Annotated in this window: 16 protein-coding genes and 1 tRNA gene; 11 read left to right on the top strand and 6 right to left on the bottom strand. The window is 54.7% G+C overall.

The annotated features are described in order from the left end of the window. Genes ACSZO1_RS04050 through yejF form a run of 4 tightly spaced genes read left to right on the top strand, consistent with a single transcriptional unit; the run spans position 1 to position 5523 of the window. Positions 1-1809 (top strand): extracellular solute-binding protein, encoded by a 1809-nt coding sequence (locus ACSZO1_RS04050; RefSeq protein ID WP_437609780.1) that lies wholly within the window; start codon positions 1-3, stop codon positions 1807-1809. Positions 1810-1818: 9 nt separating this feature from the next. After that, positions 1819-2910 carry a microcin C ABC transporter permease YejB gene (locus ACSZO1_RS04055; protein ID WP_437609782.1) on the top strand — a complete coding sequence of 364 codons (1092 nt, stop codon included), beginning with the start codon at positions 1819-1821 and terminating at the stop codon, positions 2908-2910. Further along, on the top strand, positions 2907-3932 hold the full coding sequence (locus ACSZO1_RS04060) for a microcin C ABC transporter permease (protein WP_437609783.1): 1026 nt from the start codon (positions 2907-2909) through the stop codon (positions 3930-3932). Before ACSZO1_RS04055 ends, ACSZO1_RS04060 begins: the two co-directional genes overlap by 4 nt. A gap of 1 nt (position 3933) precedes the next feature. Next, complete coding sequence (gene yejF / locus ACSZO1_RS04065) at positions 3934-5523, top strand: microcin C ABC transporter ATP-binding protein YejF (protein WP_437609785.1); 1590 nt, start codon at positions 3934-3936, stop codon at positions 5521-5523. A gap of 4 nt (positions 5524-5527) precedes the next feature. Here the strand turns inward: yejF and ACSZO1_RS04070 are convergent, their stop codons facing one another. The 3 genes from ACSZO1_RS04070 to rsuA form a co-directional block, all read right to left on the bottom strand. Continuing rightward, positions 5528-5872, bottom strand: a complete 345-nt coding sequence (locus ACSZO1_RS04070; protein WP_437609787.1) for a YejG family protein — start codon at positions 5870-5872, stop codon at positions 5528-5530. A 350-nt stretch (positions 5873-6222) separates the two neighbouring features. Further along, positions 6223-7416, bottom strand: coding sequence for a Bcr/CflA family multidrug efflux MFS transporter (locus ACSZO1_RS04075; RefSeq protein WP_437609789.1), 1194 nt, complete (start codon positions 7414-7416; stop codon positions 6223-6225). Between the two features lie 87 nt (positions 7417-7503). Next, on the bottom strand, positions 7504-8208 hold the full coding sequence (gene rsuA, locus ACSZO1_RS04080; protein ID WP_437609791.1) for a 16S rRNA pseudouridine(516) synthase RsuA: 705 nt from the start codon (positions 8206-8208) through the stop codon (positions 7504-7506). 180 nt (positions 8209-8388) lie between these two features. On the opposite strand from rsuA, the gene ACSZO1_RS04085 reads away from it, so the two are divergent. After that, the gene (locus tag ACSZO1_RS04085) at positions 8389-10143 is read left to right on the top strand and encodes a DEAD/DEAH box helicase (protein ID WP_437609794.1); all 1755 of its coding nucleotides are present in this window, start codon (positions 8389-8391) and stop codon (positions 10141-10143) included. A gap of 128 nt (positions 10144-10271) precedes the next feature. After that, positions 10272-10556 (top strand): 50S ribosomal protein L25, encoded by a 285-nt coding sequence (gene rplY, locus ACSZO1_RS04090; protein WP_437609796.1) that lies wholly within the window; start codon positions 10272-10274, stop codon positions 10554-10556. Between the two features lie 320 nt (positions 10557-10876). Here rplY and yejK read toward each other — a convergent pair whose 3' ends face one another. Then, positions 10877-11881: a nucleoid-associated protein YejK gene (gene yejK / locus ACSZO1_RS04095; RefSeq protein ID WP_437609798.1), complete on the bottom strand. Its 1005-nt coding sequence runs from the start codon at positions 11879-11881 to the stop codon at positions 10877-10879. 158 nt (positions 11882-12039) lie between these two features. On the opposite strand from yejK, the gene ACSZO1_RS04100 reads away from it, so the two are divergent. The 4 genes from ACSZO1_RS04100 to ACSZO1_RS04115 all read left to right on the top strand — a co-directional run bounded on the left by ACSZO1_RS04100 (position 12040) and on the right by ACSZO1_RS04115 (position 14589). After that, entirely contained in the window at positions 12040-12267 is a 228-nt protein-coding gene (locus ACSZO1_RS04100) for a YejL family protein (RefSeq protein WP_437609800.1), read from the top strand. Positions 12268-12288: 21 nt separating this feature from the next. Then, the gene (yejM, locus tag ACSZO1_RS04105) at positions 12289-14043 is read left to right on the top strand and encodes an LPS biosynthesis-modulating metalloenzyme YejM (RefSeq protein WP_437609802.1); all 1755 of its coding nucleotides are present in this window, start codon (positions 12289-12291) and stop codon (positions 14041-14043) included. A gap of 72 nt (positions 14044-14115) precedes the next feature. Beyond that, positions 14116-14192, top strand: a tRNA-Pro gene (locus ACSZO1_RS04110). 217 nt (positions 14193-14409) lie between these two features. Continuing rightward, positions 14410-14589 carry a hypothetical protein gene (locus ACSZO1_RS04115; protein ID WP_437609804.1) on the top strand — a complete coding sequence of 60 codons (180 nt, stop codon included), beginning with the start codon at positions 14410-14412 and terminating at the stop codon, positions 14587-14589. Positions 14590-14623: 34 nt separating this feature from the next. Here ACSZO1_RS04115 and ACSZO1_RS04120 read toward each other — a convergent pair whose 3' ends face one another. After that, entirely contained in the window at positions 14624-15820 is a 1197-nt protein-coding gene (locus ACSZO1_RS04120; protein ID WP_437609806.1) for an L-talarate/galactarate dehydratase, read from the bottom strand. 39 nt (positions 15821-15859) lie between these two features. Continuing rightward, entirely contained in the window at positions 15860-16021 is a 162-nt protein-coding gene (locus tag ACSZO1_RS04125) for a hypothetical protein (RefSeq protein ID WP_437609808.1), read from the bottom strand. Between the two features lie 60 nt (positions 16022-16081). Between ACSZO1_RS04125 and ACSZO1_RS04130 the strand changes: the two genes are divergently transcribed. Beyond that, positions 16082-17101, top strand: a complete 1020-nt coding sequence (locus ACSZO1_RS04130; protein WP_437609842.1) for a LacI family DNA-binding transcriptional regulator — start codon at positions 16082-16084, stop codon at positions 17099-17101. The last annotated feature ends 274 nt before the right edge of the window (positions 17102-17375 follow it).

Genomic DNA, 17375 nt, shown 5'->3' on the forward strand with positions numbered 1-17375 from the left:
ATGTTATTGCGCCTGCTTACCTTTATTCTGTTCAGTGCTGTCGGCTGCTCCGCGCAGGCGGAAAATATCCATCAGAGCACCACGCTGGCAAAACTCGGTGAACCGAAATATGCCGCCGGGTTTACCCATTTCGATTACGTCAATCCTGATGCGCCGAAAGGTGGCCAAATGACGTTGTCGGTTATTGGCACTTTCGACAACTTTAACCGCTATGCCTCGCGCGGATATCCGGGCTTCGCTACCGAAACGGTATACGATTCGCTGTTTGCCAATGCTGAAGATGAAATTGGCAGTTACTATCCATTAATTGCCGAATCCGCGCGCTATCCTGACGATTTCCGCTGGATGGAGATCACCCTGAATCCGCGCGCACGCTTCCAGGATGGTTCACCGATTACCGCCGCCGATGTCGCCTTTACCTTTGAAAAATTTATGACCGAGGGTGTGCCACAGTTCCGTGTGTTCTATAAAGGCACCACCGTAAAAGCCATTGCGCCGCTGACGGTACGTATTGAACTGCCACAGGCAGATAAAGATCAGATGCTCGGTCTGCTGACACTGCCGGTACTGGCGGAAAAATTCTGGAAAACCCGCAAATTTAATGAGCCGCTAGGCTATCCTCCGCTCGGCAGCAGCGCCTGGCGCATCAGCGCGTATAAATTCGGCCAGTACATTACCTATTCGCGCGTCAAAGATTACTGGGCGGCGGATTTGCCGGTGAATAAAGGGCGCAATAATTTCGATACGATGCGCTATGACTACTACCTTGACGACAATGTCGCATTCGAAGCCTTCAAAGCAGGTGCATTTGATTACCGCGCCGAAGGATCCGCAAAAAAATGGGCGACGCAGTATCGCGGCAGCGCCTTTGACAGCCAGCAAATCGTTAAAGCTGAACGACCGAATACCGTTGCCACTGATACTCAGTGGCTGGCGTTTAACACTGAAAAACCGCTGTTTGCTGACCGCCGGGTGCGTGAAGCACTTGGACTGGCGTTTGACTTCCAGTGGATGAATAAGGCGCTGTTTTACGGTTCGTATAAACGTTCCAGCAGCTATTTCCAGAATACCGACTATGCAGCAGATGGCGCACCGGATCAGCAACAGCTGGCGGTGCTGACGCCGTTTAAAGGGCAAATCCCTGATGAAGCCCTGACCACCGCCTGGCAGCCACCGCAATCTGACGGCAGCGGCTACGACCGCGAAAATCTGCTGAAAGCGCTGGATTTGCTGAAACAGGCTGGCTGGGAAATCAAAAATAAACGGCTGGTGAATACCAGCAATGGTCAGCCATTCCGCTTTGAGCTGCTGCTGCGTAGCGGCAGCAATATTGAATGGGTACTGCCGTTCCAGCATAACCTGGCGCGTCTTGGCATTGAGCTGCAGATCCGCCAGATCGACAACTCACAATACGTGCGACGCCTGCGTAAAGGGGACTACGATATGATCCCAACGGTCTATTACGCGCAGCCATCGCCGGACTCCTCACTGCAGATGATGTGGGTATCGCAATATATTGAATCCAGCTGGAACACCGCACGGGTGAAAAGCCCGGTGCTGGATCAGTTAGTCACACAGATTATGCAGCATCAGGGAGATAAAGCCGCGCTGCTGACGCTCGGCCGGGCCCTCGACCGCGTTCTGCTGTGGAATCACTATATGATCCCGATGTGGTTTAGAGCCAACGATCGCTTTGCCTACTGGAACAAGTTTTCCCGTCCAGAGATTGCTCCAACGTATTCCTCTGGCATTGACACCTGGTGGTACGATGCAAGCAAAGCCGCCAGCCTGCCAGCTCAGCGTCGTTAAGGAGTCAATGTGGGCGCATATATTCTTCGTCGACTGTTACTGGTCATCCCGACTCTGTGGGCGATCATTACCATCAACTTTTTTATTGTGCAGATTGCACCGGGTGGTCCGGTGGATCAGGCGATCGCTAATATTCAGTTCTCCAAAAATAGCGGCATGCCGGGGAGTGAGGGGGGCGGCGGTGGTCGTGCATCACTGAATGCCAGCAACCCTGGTGAGAGCCAGTATCGCGGTTCACGCGGGCTGGACCCGGAAGTGATCGCGGAGATCACCAAACGCTACGGCTTTGATAAACCGCTGCATGAACGCTACTTCAAAATGCTGTGGGACTACGCACGCTTTGATTTTGGCGACAGTCTGTTCCGCAGCGCCTCAGTGCTGCAGCTGATTAAAGAGAGCCTTCCGGTCTCGATTACGCTTGGGCTGTGGAGCACGCTGATTATTTATCTGGTGTCGATTCTGCTCGGCATTCGTAAAGCGGTGCATAACGGCAGCGCGTTTGATATCTGGAGCAGCACGCTCATCATTGTCGGTTATGCCATCCCTTCATTCCTGTTCGGCGTGATGCTGATCGTACTGTTTTCCGGTGGCAGTTATCTCGACTGGTTCCCGCTGCGTGGCCTCACTTCACCGCAGTTCGACAGCCTGCCGTGGTACGGCAAAATCACCGACTACCTGTGGCATATCACCCTGCCGGTACTGGCGACGGTGATTGGCGGTTTTGCCACCCTGACCATGCTGACCAAAAACTCGTTTCTTGATGAGATCCGTAAACAGTATGTGGTGACCGCCCGAGCCAAGGGACTGGATGAGAAGAAAATCCTTTATCGCCATGTATTCCGTAACGCCATGCTGTTAGTGATTGCAGGTTTCCCTGCCACCTTTATCAGCATGTTCTTTACCGGTTCGCTGCTGATTGAAGTGATGTTCTCGCTGAATGGCCTCGGCCTGCTGGGTTATGAAGTGACGCTGCAGCGTGATTATCCGGTGATGTTCGGCACGCTGTATATTTTCACCCTGATTGGTCTGCTGCTGAATATTCTCAGTGATATTACCTACACACTGGTGGACCCGCGTATTGACTTCGAGGGACGCCAATGAGCCGCTTAAGCCCGATTAACCAGGCCCGCTGGGGGCGTTTCTGTCAGAATCGTCGCGGTTACTGGTCACTGTGGATCTTCGCCGTGCTGCTGGTGCTGTGTATGGGTGCGGAACTGCTGGCGAATGATAAACCGCTGCTGGTGCACTATCAGGATCGCTGGTATGCGCCGGTACTGTTTGACTACACCGAAGCCGATTATGGCGGACCGCTGGCGACTGCCGCCGATTACCAGGACCCGTGGCTGGTGCAACGGCTGGCGAACCAGGGCTGGGCGCTATGGGCACCGATTCGTTTTGGTGATAACACCATTAATTTCGCCACCGACGTGCCGTTCCCGTCGCCACCTTCGGCAAAAAACTGGCTGGGTACTGACGCTAATGGCGGTGATGTGCTGGCGCGAATTCTCTATGGCACACGTATTTCACTGCTGTTTGGCCTGATGCTGACGCTGTTTTCCAGCGTGACTGGTATTGCGGCTGGCGCGCTGCAGGGTTATTTCGGCGGCAAAGTCGACCTGGTGGGCCAGCGCTTTATCGAAGTATGGTCCGGGATGCCAACGCTGTTTCTGATTATTTTGCTGTCCAGCGTGGTACAGCCGGATTTCTGGTGGCTGCTGGCGATCACGGTGCTGTTTGGCTGGATGAGTCTGGTCGGCGTGGTGCGCGCTGAGTTTCTGCGTGCGCGTAACTTCGACTATATCCGTGCCGCGCAGGCGCTGGGTGTCAGTGACAGCCGCATTATGCTGCGCCATATGCTGCCGAATGCGATGGTGGCGACCCTCACCTTCCTGCCATTTATTCTCTGTGGCTCAATCACCACGCTGACCTCGCTCGATTTCCTCGGTTTCGGTCTGCCGCTGGGATCGCCATCGCTGGGTGAGCTGCTGTTGCAGGGCAAAAACAACCTGCAGGCACCATGGCTTGGTCTGGCCGGATTCTTCTCACTGGCGATTTTACTGTCGCTGCTGATTTTTATTGGCGAAGCCGTGCGTGACGCCTTCGATCCCAGCAAGGTGCACTGATATGACGACTCCACTTCTTGCCATTAATCAGCTCGGCATCGCATTTCGTCAGGGTGGCGTGCAGCAGCAGGTGGTCAGTGATTTGTCGCTGTCACTGGAAGCCGGAGAAACACTGGCGCTGGTCGGCGAATCCGGCTCAGGTAAAAGTGTCACGGCGTTGTCGGTGATGCGTCTGCTGCCAACGCCACCGGCCATTTATACTGGCGGTGAGATCCTGTTTGCCGGTCAGGATGTGCTGAAAGCCGATCAGCGCACGCTGCGTGGCCTGCGCGGTAACCGCATCGCGATGATTTTCCAGGAACCGATGGTATCGCTAAACCCGCTGCACAGCATCGAAAAGCAGCTGTATGAAGTGCTGTCGCTGCATCGCGGGATGCGCAGTGAAGCCGCTCGTGCGGAAATCCTCAACTGCCTCGACCGGGTCGGTATTCGCAATGCGAAAAACCGGCTGAATGATTATCCGCATCAGCTCTCCGGTGGTGAACGCCAGCGCGTGATGATTGCCATGGCGCTGCTGACGCAGCCGGAACTGCTGATTGCCGATGAGCCGACGACGGCACTGGATGTCACCGTGCAGGCACAAATCCTGACGCTGCTGAAAGAGCTGAAGCAGGAGCTGAATATGGGTCTGCTGTTTATCACCCATAACCTGAATATTGTGCGTCAGCTGGCGGACAACGTCACCGTGATGCAACAGGGCAAAGCCGTCGAACATAACAGCATCACGCAGCTGTTCAGCGCGCCACAGCACAGCTACACGCGTCAGTTGCTGGATGCTGAACCACAGGGACGCCCTGCCCCGCTGGACGCGACGCTGCCGCCGTTGTTGCGCGTTGAGAGCCTGCAGGTGGCGTTCCCGATTAAGCGCGGTCTGCTGCAGCGGGTGGTCGATCACCATCATGCGCTGAAGCCGCTCAGCTTTAATCTGCATCCCGGAGAGAGCCTGGGTCTGGTGGGTGAATCCGGCTCCGGTAAAAGCACCACTGGCCTGGCGTTGCTGCGCCTGATCCAGTCGCAGGGTGAGATCTGGTTTGATAATCAGCCACTGCACAGCTGGAACCGTAAGCAGATGCTGACCGTGCGTTCGCGCATTCAGGTGGTGTTCCAGGACCCGAACTCCTCGCTGAATCCACGGCTAACCGTGATGCAAATCATTGCCGAAGGTCTGGCGGTGCATCGCCCGGAACTGAGCGCGCAACAGCGTGAAGAACAGGTGATTCAGGTACTGCAGGAAGTGGGACTCGATCCCGCCAGCCGCCACCGTTATCCGGCGGAGTTTTCCGGTGGTCAGCGTCAGCGTATTGCGATTGCCCGCACGCTGATCCTGCAGCCACAACTGATGATTCTGGATGAGCCGACCTCTTCCCTCGACCGCTCGGTGCAAAAGCAGATTCTGACGCTGCTGAAAAACTTACAGCAGCAGCATGGCCTGAGCTATGTGTTTATCAGCCACGACTTGCAGGTGGTACGCGCATTGTGTCATCAGGTGGTGGTACTGCGTCAGGGAGAAGTGGTCGAACAGGGTGACTGCGAACAGATCTTTGCGGCACCGCAGCAGGAGTACACCCGCCAGTTACTGGCGCTGGCGTAGGACGTCAGAAAGGATTGCTGGCAGAGAAGGTTTCCGCGATGGCCACACCCTGATTTTTCAGGCGACAGTTAGCCGCGCTCTCATCAGTACGCTGGACAAACAGGCAGGGCTCGCCCTGCCACTCCACCACCGCGCACTCGACCTGAATTTCTGTCAGCGCTGCCTGCAGGATACGCATAATATCCCATGCCGGCTCGCCATTATGGCTTAACAATTTCATGCCAATCAGATCGTTATCATCCGTCAGGCCGCTCATTTCCAGCGGTTCGACGCCAACCCCCGTCAGGCCAGCAGACCAGCGATAACTTTGCGGTAAGCGATGGACAACCGAAAGCTGTAAACTATTCAAATCAGGTCCCCAGAACGGTAAGCAAACAACACGACAGGCGGCGACAGCGGGCTCACCGCGACCGGTATAGCTCCTGGCAGCAACTGCAAGTTACGTCAATAAAAGCCGTCGTGTTTTGTTAAACATTTCATCTTTACGCGGTTATTTTTGAGAGTCAGCTCTCATTTTGTTGCTATATGTACCGCGTTCACGGCCGGATCATAACCACTTTTGCTGCAATATTGTTACTTTTATATGCGTTATATTTCACAAAAAAGCAACAAACCAGGTGAGAAAATTTGTTCCGAATGACAGAGGAAAGGAATGACGTACTGCCGGGGAGACGGGCGGAACAGATTCCGCCCGGAGAGTTATCCTGCTTTACGCGGCCGGCTGGCATAGAGGAACAACAGGATTGAAACCGTGGCGCAGAGGGAAATCGCCCACACCATCGGCCAGGCGCTGTTCAGCGGAATATTGGCCAGCAGCATCCCCACCAGCGCGCCAACGCCAAAGCGCATGGTGCCCGCCAGCGATGACGCGGTGCCTGCCATATGCGGAAACTCATCGAGGATCACCGCCATCGCATTCGACGAGACCATCGCCACACAGCCGATAAACAGTGCCACGCCAAACACCAGCGGCAGGAAGCCCAGATCCAGCGCACTCACCACCAGCAACCAGACGCCCATGGCAAACTGCACCAGCAGCCCGAAGCGGAACATCGCCAGTGGCCCAAACCGGCGCACTGAACGGCTGTTAATCAGCGTCATAATAAACAGGAACACCACATTCAGCGCAAAGTAGTAACCAAAGTGCTGCGGCGAAATATGGTTGATCTCGATATAGACAAACGGCCCGGTATTCAGGAAGGAGAACAGACCGGCAAACGAGAAACCGCTGGCCAGCATATAGCTGAATACCCGCTTATGACGGAACAGGGCAAGGAAGTTGGTCAGCATGGTGCGCAGATGAAACTTTTGCCGCTTTTCCGGCGGCAGCGTCTCTTTAATCTGCGTCACCACCAGCAGTGTGGTCACCACCGCGGCAGCGGAAATCGTCCAGAAAATCGCGTGCCAGCTCCAGATCAGCAGCAGCCAGCCACCGATAATCGGCGCCAGCAGCGGTGCAATGGTGGTCACCAGCATGACAAAGGACATCATGCGCGAAAACTCCTCTTTCGAGTAGCTGTCACGCATCAGAGCACTGATCACCACGCTGCCCGCAGCCGCAGACAGACCATGCAGCAGACGCATATTAATCAGTTGCTCAACACTCTGTGATAACGCACAGGCTGCGGCAGCAATGGCGAACACCAGGGTGCCGAAGGTGATCACCGGTTTGCGGCCAAAACTGTCCGCCAGCGGTCCATAGAACAGCTGTCCGACTGCAAAACCGAAGATATAGATATTCAGCGTCATCTGCACGCTGCCCGCCGACACACCAAATTCGCTGGCGATCTGCGGCAACGCAGGCAGATACATATCGATAGACAGTGGCATTAACATGGCTAACAGACCAAGAATGACCACTAATCCCACGGACGAGTTTTTCTCCTGCCGCACTCTTGCTCCTTGTTATCTGACGACAATGCTCTGTTTTTTATAATCTGATTCGCGCGGCGGAAGTGCCAGCGCGAAGTATGACGGGTGTTATGCTGGTACGCCTACGGAGGCAATTTCTTCTTCCGTCAGTGGGCGATATTCCCCTGGCTCCAGATCGGTATCCAGCTCAATCGCACCAATACGCTCACGATGCAGCGCCACCACATGATTGCCTACCGCAGCAAACATGCGTTTCACCTGGTGATAACGCCCTTCGCTGATGGTCAGCCGCACCTGGTGGTCACTGATGACCTCCAGCTCAGCCGGTTTGGTCAGGGTTTTCTCATTGTGCAGCTGCACGCCCTGCGCAAAGCGTTCAGCAGTATCTTCAGCCAGTGGCAGTTCGAGAGTCACCAGATAGGTTTTCTCGCAATGGTGACGCGGCGAAGTGATGCGGTGCGACCACTGGCCGTCATCGGTCATCAGCACCAGACCGGTGGTGTCGATATCCAGGCGTCCTGCCGCATGCAGCTTATACGCCGTTGGCTCTTCGAGAAAATAGAGCACGGTAGGATGATCGGGATCGTCGGTGGAGCAGACATAGCCTTCCGGCTTATTCAGCATAAAGTAACGCGGCCCAAACTGCTGTTGCAGTGGGTTGCCGTCATATTCCACCTGGTGTTCCGGTTTCAGTTTGAAGGCGCTGTCACGGACGATTTCGCCATCCACCGTCACGCGGTGAGCGCGAATTTCCCGTGACGCGATCGCCCGGCTGATTTCCAGTTGCTGAGATAAAAATTTATCGAGTCGCATTAAATCTGCTTTGCCTGTGTTCTTGAAAGAAATGAAAAACGTTTGCAGGGCGCTGCTGCGCCCGGAAAGGTGATACCCCGCAGTATAGCGGGAGTTACCCGCGGCTAACAGAGGTGATCCGCCCTTTCCTGCCGCTTTCATGGCATAATGCGGCCCTGTTTCCACAATCGTTGTCACGCCATGTCGTTTACGCTCCGTCCCTATCAGCAGGAAGCGGTGGATGCCACCCTCAGCTATTTCCGTCGCTCACAGCAACCCGCCGTGATTGTGTTGCCTACCGGTGCCGGAAAAAGTCTGGTGATCGCCGAACTGGCGCGGCTGGCACGTGGCCGGGTACTGGTGCTGGCGCATGTTAAAGAGCTGGTCGCGCAGAATCACAGCAAATATCAGGCTTATGGTCTGCAGGCTGATATTTTTGCTGCTGGGCTGCAGCGCAAAGAGAGCCAGAGCAAGGTAGTGTTCGGCAGTGTACAGTCGGTGGCGCGTAATCTCGCCCAGTTCGACAGTGCGTTTTCGCTGCTGATCGTCGATGAATGTCACCGTATCAGCGACGATGATGACAGCCAGTATCAGCAAATCCTTAACCATCTGCGCCAGCACAATCCACAACTGCGCCTGCTCGGGCTGACGGCCACGCCCTATCGCCTCGGTAAAGGCTGGATTTATCAGTATCACTACCACGGCATGGTGCGCGGTGACGATAAGGCGCTGTTCCGCGACTGTATTTATGAACTGCCGCTGCGCTATATGATCAAACATGGCTTTCTGGTGCCGCCGGAAAGGCTGGATATGCCCGTGGTGCAGTACGATTTCAGCCGCCTGAGTGCGCAGGCGAATGGCCTGTTCAGTGAAGCTGACCTGAATCGCGAGCTGAAACAACAGAAAAGAATTACGCCGCATATTATTCAGCAGATTGTCGAGTTTGCAGAAGAGCGCAAAGGGGTGATGATTTTTGCTGCAACCGTTGAGCATGCACGCGAAATCCTCGGCTTGCTGCCCCAGAGCAGCGCGCTGGTCAGCGCCGATACCCCGGCCGCCGAGCGTGATGCGGTGATTCAGGCGTTTAAACAGCAGCAGTTACTCTATCTGGTCAATGTCGCAGTACTGACCACCGGTTTTGATGCCCCCCATGTTGACCTGATTGCCATTCTGCGCCCCACCGAATCCGTCAGCCTGTATCAGCAAATTGTCGGCCGTGGTCTGCGTCTGTGCGAAGGCAAAAGCGACTGTCTGATCCTTGACTACGCCGGTAATCCGCATGACCTCTATACCCCGGAAGTCGGCGCACCAAAAGGCAAAAGCGATAACCAACCGGTGCAGGTGTTCTGCCCTGCCTGCGGCTTTGCCAATACGTTCTGGGGCAAAACCACCGCTGATGGCACCCTTATTGAGCACTTTGGCCGCCGCTGCCAGGGGGTGCTGGAAGATGATGAGGGTGAACGCGAGCAGTGTGATTTCCGCTTTCGCTTTAAACATTGCCCGCACTGCAATGCGGAAAATGATATTGCTGCCCGCCGCTGTCATGAGTGCGATGCGGTGCTGGTTGATCCCGACGATATGCTGAAAGCGGCGCTGAAGCTGAAAGATGCGCTGGTGCTGCGCTGTGGTGGTATGGAACTGACTCACGGGCGCGATGAGAAAGGTGAATGGCTGAAGGCCAGTTATTTTGATGAAGATGGTACCAGTGTCAGCGAGCGTTTTCGTCTGCAAACCCCGGCACAACGCAAAGCCTTTGAGCAGCTGTTTATGCGCCCGCACCAGCGTGCGCCCGGCGTACCACTGGGCTGGCAAACGGCCGCCGATGTCGTGGCATTGCAGCCGTTGTTACGTCATCCCGATTTTGTTGTCGCCCGTCAGCAGCGTCAGTTCTGGCAGGTACGCGAAAAGGTTTTTGATTATCAGGGCCGTTTCCGCCGTGCCAATGAGTTGCGCTGACGGCGTTAGTATTTGCCCCTGCGGTCAAACATCGCTATAATGCCGCCCGCTTTTGTGTAAGCAGAAGCAGAACAATCCAACCTGTTGCTGGGTCGCCTGTAGCAGGATCATTTTGAAGAGAATTAATAATGTTCACTATCAATGCAGAAGTACGTAAAGAGCAGGGTAAGGGTGCGAGCCGCCGCCTGCGTACAGCTAACAAATTCCCGGCTATCGTTTACGGTGGCAAGGAAGCAGCTGTTTCCATCGAACTGGACCACGACATCGTGATGAACATGCAGGTTAAGCCTGAGTTCTACAGCGAAGTGCTGACTCTGGTTGTTGATGGTAAAGAAACCAAGGTTAAAGTTCAGGCTGTTCAGCGTCACCCGTTCAAGCCAAAACTGCACCACATCGACTTCGTTCGCGCTTAATCGCCGGATGAGTTGAAGAAAAAACGCCGCGTAATGCGGCGTTTTTTTTTGGGCTTTTGGTCCGGTGACTGCTTTGGCAGGGGCGCTTTTGGTTCGGGTGACTGCTCAGGGAAAACGGTCAGCTACGGAAAGTCGCTGTTCGCCATCCGTGGCCGCTCGGCCCACGCCGTCCATGGCGCGAGACGCTTTCCTCCGCTGACCGTGTTCCCTTCGCTTTGAAGCTTAGCGTTGCTGCACGGTTTCAGGTGCCTTGAGCCTTGAGCCTTGAGCCTTGAGCCTTGAGCCTTGAGCCTTGAGCCTTGAGTATGCCTGGTGTTTCGTTATTTACCACTCGTACGGCGCTGCAACTGGTCACGCAGGTTTGGCGGCGTGCCTTTAATCGTCAGGGTATCCGTCGTCGGGTCCCAGAAAATACGTTCGCCGAGCAGCATCGCGTCAAAGTTCAGCGTTAAACCACCGCCGCTGCCGGCAAATTTAGTCAACTGACGCAGCGTGCCACGATCGGCCGGGAAGCTCTCTTCCAGTTCATAGCCCTGCTCCTGGGTAAAGGCCTGGAAGCTCTTTTCGCCCAGCGGCGGCAGTTCGTTGGAGAGATCTTCCAGCGCAATCTCCTCGCCTGCCTGCAGCTGCTCGTTGCAATAGGTATAAACCTGCTGGCGATAGCTCTGGCGCTCGTTTTTATCCAGCAGGGATTCGTCGCAGTAGTCATCCACCGCCTGCAGCAGGCCGCGGTTTTGCGCTTTGGTATCCAGGCCCACGCTGGCGCCGAGGAAATCCATAAAGAAGTCCGCCACTTTGCGTCCGACACGGCCGCGCAGGAAAGTCAGATAGCGGGTGGATTCCGGGTTCGTTTCCCACTCGGTGAGATCGATACGCGCGACGATATCAGCATGATTGATATCAAGATAATGGGTAGAGCTGATATCCAGCTCCTCATTCACACGCATACTGCTCTGGCTGCTCAGCACCGCCACCAGCAAATACTCCACCGCCAGGTAGCGATAGTGGCAAAACAGCACCACGCCGCCTTCGGCGAACGGGTATTTCGCCAGCTCATCACGCAGGCGTCCGGTTGCCGCGCGGCTAAAGGCAAGGAAATCATCCTCCCCTTTACGGCAGTTGCGCAGCGCCTCGGCCAGCTCGCTCTCTTCATTGAACAGGCCATAAGCCTTGCTTTTAGCGCTGTAGACGCGGTGTAACTCTTCCATCATCGCTTCCACCGTAGCATTGGCCGGCAGCAAAGATGAACGCAGTACCAGCTCCAGCGTCTGTTCGTCGCGTTTAATCAGCTGGTGAAGGGCAATCTGGTCGATATCCAGACTCATGGTAGACTCTCCTTAATGACTCAGGCGCGTATTCAATCACTGCACGCCGCCGCAATCAACAGCCGTATGCATTAACATGGCGCTGACGATAAAAGTGCAGAAAAAAGCGCGGCGATACGCTAAGATAGCGCCCTTTAATACCTGAATATATCGACTTTATGCCACAATCATCCCGTTATAGTGACGAACGCGTGGAGAAGCTCCTCGCAGAACTGGTCAGCGTGCTGGAAAAAGACCAGGCACCTACCGATCTTTCCCTGATGGTACTGGGAAACATGGTGACCAACTTAATCAATACCAGCGTGGCGCCAGCCCAGCGCCGCAATCTGGCTCGATCTTTCGCTGATGCCTTACAGGCTTCCGTGCGCGAAGACAAAGCCCATTAATGAGATGATCCTGACCCGATTATGGTAAACAACCGGCAGCGCTACCGTGAAAAAGTCTCCCAGATGGTTAGCTGGGGGCACTGGTTCGCGCTGTTTAATATTATTTTTGCCTTTCTCCTCGGCAGCCGCTTCCTGCTGCTCGCCGACTGGCCCTCTTCGCTGGCGGGGCGTATTTATGCCTTTACCAGCTGGATTGGCCACTTCAGTTTCCTGGTGTTTGCCGTCTATCTGCTGATCCTGTTCCCGCTGACGTTTATTGTCATGTCGCAGCGGCTGATGAGATTTTTGTCAGCGATTGTCGCCACTGCCGGGATGACGCTGCTGCTGGTCGACAGTGCGGTATTCAGTCGCTTCCACTTACACCTGAACCCGGTGGTATGGGAGCTGGTGGTGAACCCCGACCAGAGTGAAATGGCGCGCGACTGGCAGCTGATGTTTATCAGCGTTCCCGCGATTTTGCTGGTGGAGATGCTGTTCGCCACCTGGAGCTGGCAGAAGCTGCGCAGTCTTAACCGGCGCAGTTTCGGTAAACCGCTGGCGGCGCTGTTTATCACCGCGTTCTTTACCAGCCATCTGATGTATATCTTGGCGGATGCCAATTTCTATCGCCCGATCACCATGCAGCGCTCGAATCTGCCGCTCTCTTATCCAATGACCGCACGCCGTTTCCTTGAGAAACATGGTCTGCTTGATGCGCAGGAGTATCAGCGTCGTCTGGTGCAGCAGGGTAATCCGGAGGCACTTTCTGTCGCCTATCCGCTAAGCGATATCACCTTCCGTGACAGCAGCACACATCATAATTTACTGGTGATTACTGTCGATGGCCTGAATGCCGCGACCATGGCGAAAACACTGCCGAACCTGAATCAGTTCGCTCAGCAAAACGTGCTGTTCACACAGCACTACAGTTCAGGCAACTCCGCCAATACCGGGCTGTTTGGTCTGTTTTATGGTATCTCACCTGGTTATATGGACGGTGTATTGTCATCACGTATTCCTTCGGCGCTGATTAATGCGTTAAGTAAGCAGGGTTACCAGTTTGGTCTGTTTGCCGCTGATGGCTTCAGCTCGCCGCTGTATCGTCAGGCGTTGCTGGCGGACTTCTCCCTGCCCGCTGCCGAAGCGCAATCCAATGCGCAGACCACAACGCAGTGGCTTAACTGGCTGGACGATCAGCAAGGGCGCAGCACGCCGTGGTTCTCTTATCTCTCGTATGATGTGCTGGGTGATGAGACGGACAATGCGCAGGACATCAGCCGCCGCTATCCGCGTAATGCGGCACGCGTTGACCAGCAGATTGAGCAGGTGCTGACGCGTCTGCAGGAAAAAGGTCTGCTCGACAGCACAGTGGTAGTGATTACTGCCCAGCGTGGTGTGCCGCTTGACAGCAACAGTGATAACCCCGGCAATCGTGCGCTGTTGCAGGTGCCACTGGTGGTTCACTGGCCGAATACGCCAGCGCAGCAGATTGATAAACTGACTGACCATCAGGATGTGATGAACACGCTGATGCAGCGTCTGTTGCATGTCAGCACTGCCCCGGGTGAATACTCGCAGGGTGAGGATCTGTTTGCCGCTCAGCGCCGCCATAACTGGGTTGCCAGCAGCGAAGATCGTCAGCTGGTGATCACCACACCGCAGACCACACTGATCCTTGATAACAGCGGCAGCTATCAGGCCTATGATTATCATGGCAAGCCGCTGAAAGACCATAAACCGCAGCTGGCGCTGCTGTTGCAGGTACTGACGGAAGAAAAAAGATTCATTGCTAACTGATTATTTATAAAGCAGTTAAGTGAACGTTGACTTGCAATCAGGACTATACAGGGTAGTATGATCGCACTGTATCGGCACGTAGCGCAGCCTGGTAGCGCACGGTCATGGGGTGTCCGGGGTCGGAGGTTCAAATCCTCTCGTGCCGACCAAAAATCTCTCAGAAACCAGTCCGTTGTGGCTGGTTTTTTACTCCCTGAATTTTACAGTGGTGAAATTAGGGTGAAACCCGCGCCTGAGCAGGCGAGACAACGCGCAAAAGTGCCCATCATTAGCTGTTCGCTTATTGACCAGTAACGAAGAAAACGTCACCATCTGGCTCACAGGGGGCGGCGAAGGGTTCGCAGCCCGAACAAGGAAGAACTGGCGATGAAAGACGAAGATATGGACAAAGCGATACGGGAAAAAATTAACGCCGAGATATATAAGCTACTGAGTGAGTCGGGGAAAATTACCAAAGAAACGTTCTGGTACCCTGTGGTCGTGGCGAGTGGCATGATTGCCGCCATTGCCACCATCCTCACCGTTGTGCATAAACTGTTTTATTGAAAGCCCCTGACGGGGCTTTTTTATTGTTCATTCGTTATGGCCGTTTACCAAACTCACTGGTCAGCACAGTCCACTTGCGCGCCTGTTCACTGATGGTAAAGCCCAGGCCGTGGCGATCTGAAATCCACATCCGGCCATCACGCAGCTGCAGCTGTTCATTGAACAGCGGATTCAGCCATTCGAAATGCTCCAGCCACGGTTCAAGCGGATAAGCCGCGGACAGATGCAGATGCACTTCCATCGCGAAGTGCGGCGCCAGTTTACGGCCATGTTTTGCCGCCAGATCCATAATTTTCAGGAAAGGTGTAATCCCGCCAACGCGTGGCGCATCAGGCTGCACAAAGTCACTGGCGTTACCAAGGATCAGTTGCTCGTGCTCGCGGAAGCTGGTCAGCATCTCACCGGTCGCAATCGGCGTATCGAGCGCCGCAGTCAGTGCCGCGTGCCCTTCCACGTCGTACGCATCCAGTGGCTCTTCAATCCACACCAGATTGAACGCCTCCATTTTGCGGCCCATGCGAATCGCCGTTTCACGATCCCATTGCTGGTTAGCATCGACCATCAGCGGAAAGTCATCGCCTAATTCTTTACGCACCGCGGTCAGACGACGCAGATCTTCCGCGCAATTCGGCTGGCCTACTTTGATTTTGATGCCGCCAATGCCGCTTTCACGCGAAATCGCCACGTTTTTCAGCACCTGGTCCAGCGGTGTATGCAGGAAACCACCGGAGGTGTTATAGCACTGTACTGAATCGCGGTGTGCGCCAAACAGTTTTGCCAGTGGCAGGCCGGCACGTTTTGCCTTCATATCCCACAGCGCGATATCAATCGGTGAAATCGCCTGTACCGCCATCCCGCTGCGGCCGACCGATGCGCCGGCCCATAGCAGTTTGGTATAAATTTTGTCGATATCATTCGGATCTTCACCCAGCAGATTATCGGCGATCTCTTTCGCATGGGCGTAAATGCCCTGCCCGCCAGCACGCTTGGAGTAGCTAAAGCCCACCCCTTCAAAACCGTCGCGGGTGCGGATTTCGGCGAAAATAATCGCCACTTCGGTCAGGGGTTTCTGGCGCCCGGTCAACACTTTGGCGTCGCTGACAGGTGTCGCCAGCGGTAAAAACGCCAGCGATACCTTAACCCACTCAATACGGTCACCTGTTTCGGCAGCCGTTTTGCTGTTGCCTGCACTGGCGTAGCTTACGGCATCTGAATTGGCACTGATTGTCATGCTCTGTTCTCCGTAGGTTTAAAATGATTGCGCTAACATTTATAAAATCACGCCAGCAGCAACGCCACACTCCAGCATGCTTTTTGTTCCGGAGATCACATCTTTCAGGTGAAATTCTGGCGTTAACCCAGGTATCAGACCGTCACTTTCAACAAATGCCCTGGTAATAACCATAATGTTTGCGCAATCATTTTCAGCCATTTACAGCAACGCAAAACACCGCCAGACTACAGGGATATCAATCACTAAGGCATCGCAGTGTTGAAAAGAGAAAAAACCGTTACCCGTGCCCCTACTTTAGAGGATGTGGCACGCGCCGCCGGGCTGTCGCCAATGACCGTCAGCCGGGCGCTTAACAACCCAGGGATTGTGCGTCCCGCCACTGTTTCCCGGGTGCTGGAAGCGGTGCGTGCCACCGGCTATATCCCCAACATGCTGGCCGGGAGCCTGGCATCAAAACGCAGCAGGCTGATCGCCGTTGCTGTACCGCAGATTAACAACAGCATGTTTATCGACACCATTCAGGCGCTGAGCGATGAACTGGCGCTGCGTGGTTACCACATTTTGCTGTGTGTCGCCGGTTATACCCATGAATCGGAAACCGATATTGTGGCGACTATCCTGTCACGCCGGCCCGATGGCATTGTGCTGACCGGTATCCACCATTCGGCAGAGCTGAAAAAAATCATTATTAATGCCGATATCCCCGCTATCGAAATCTGGGATTTAACCCCTACCCCGCTGGATATGCTGGTCGGCTTCTCCCACGAAAAAATTGGTGAAGCGATTGGCCATTATGTGGTGAAAAAAGGTTATGCCCATGCCGGATTACTGTGGGCAGGCGATAACCGTGCGGCGCGACGCAAGCAGGGTGTGCTGGAGGTACTGCATCAGCACCCCGCCATTGCCATCAGTGAAGCCACCGTACCGTTACCGGCGATGTTGTCTTCCGGTCGCGAAGGGATGAAGCAACTGCTGGCGCAGGCAGTGCGGCCCGATATTATCGTCTGCAGCTCCGATACGCTGGCGCAGGGGGCGATTATGGAAGCGGAGAGTCAGGGACTGCAGGTGCCGGGCGATCTGGCGGTAATGGGTTTTGGCGATCTCAACTTTGCCGCCTTTAATAAACCGGCCATCACTACTGTCAGCGTCGACCGCTGGCGTATCGGCCAGCAGGCCGCGGCGATGCTGGCCGATAAGATAGCCGGCAAAACCATCGAGCAACCGGTGCTGGATATCGGGTTTTCGCTAATCGAGCGGGAGTCCACTCAGGGCGGGTAGCAGGCGATTACAGGCACTCCTGCTCCGCGGCAGCGATGGTGGTAACGGGTGAGCCGCTCAGGGAAGCAACGATCCTGCTTGCGCGCTGTGTCATTGAAATTAAAGCGAAAAAATCTGGACAAGATTGCATACTGCAAGATATTTCCGCAAAAAATGTGCGATATATCTCAATTTATGCTGGCTTTTGTCTGATTTCATCTGGCTGCAACAAAAATGTCATATAATTCTCTTATTCTGTTGTCACAAAAAAATTGCTCAATCGGAACCATCAATT

The sequence above is a fragment of the Erwinia sp. V71 genome (assembly GCF_965644245.1).
Classification (GTDB): Bacteria; Pseudomonadota; Gammaproteobacteria; order Enterobacterales; family Enterobacteriaceae; genus Erwinia.

Excerpts from the sequence above, each read along its gene's own strand:
- ACSZO1_RS04050 (WP_437609780.1), top strand. The coding sequence starts at position 1 with ATGTTATTGCGCCTGCTTACCTTTATTCTGTTCAGTGCTGTCGGCTGC.
- ACSZO1_RS04060 (WP_437609783.1), top strand. The coding sequence starts at position 2,907 with ATGAGCCGCTTAAGCCCGATTAACCAGGCCCGCTGGGGGCGTTTCTGT.
- yejF (WP_437609785.1), top strand. The coding sequence starts at position 3,934 with ATGACGACTCCACTTCTTGCCATTAATCAGCTCGGCATCGCATTTCGT.
- rsuA (WP_437609791.1), bottom strand. The coding sequence starts at position 8,208 with ATGCGACTCGATAAATTTTTATCTCAGCAACTGGAAATCAGCCGGGCG.
- ACSZO1_RS04085 (WP_437609794.1), top strand. The coding sequence starts at position 8,389 with ATGTCGTTTACGCTCCGTCCCTATCAGCAGGAAGCGGTGGATGCCACC.
- rplY (WP_437609796.1), top strand. The coding sequence starts at position 10,272 with ATGTTCACTATCAATGCAGAAGTACGTAAAGAGCAGGGTAAGGGTGCG.
- yejK (WP_437609798.1), bottom strand. The coding sequence starts at position 11,881 with ATGAGTCTGGATATCGACCAGATTGCCCTTCACCAGCTGATTAAACGC.
- ACSZO1_RS04100 (WP_437609800.1), top strand. The coding sequence starts at position 12,040 with ATGCCACAATCATCCCGTTATAGTGACGAACGCGTGGAGAAGCTCCTC.
- yejM (WP_437609802.1), top strand. The coding sequence starts at position 12,289 with ATGGTAAACAACCGGCAGCGCTACCGTGAAAAAGTCTCCCAGATGGTT.
- ACSZO1_RS04115 (WP_437609804.1), top strand. The coding sequence starts at position 14,410 with ATGAAAGACGAAGATATGGACAAAGCGATACGGGAAAAAATTAACGCC.
- ACSZO1_RS04120 (WP_437609806.1), bottom strand. The coding sequence starts at position 15,820 with ATGACAATCAGTGCCAATTCAGATGCCGTAAGCTACGCCAGTGCAGGC.
- ACSZO1_RS04125 (WP_437609808.1), bottom strand. The coding sequence starts at position 16,021 with ATGGCTGAAAATGATTGCGCAAACATTATGGTTATTACCAGGGCATTT.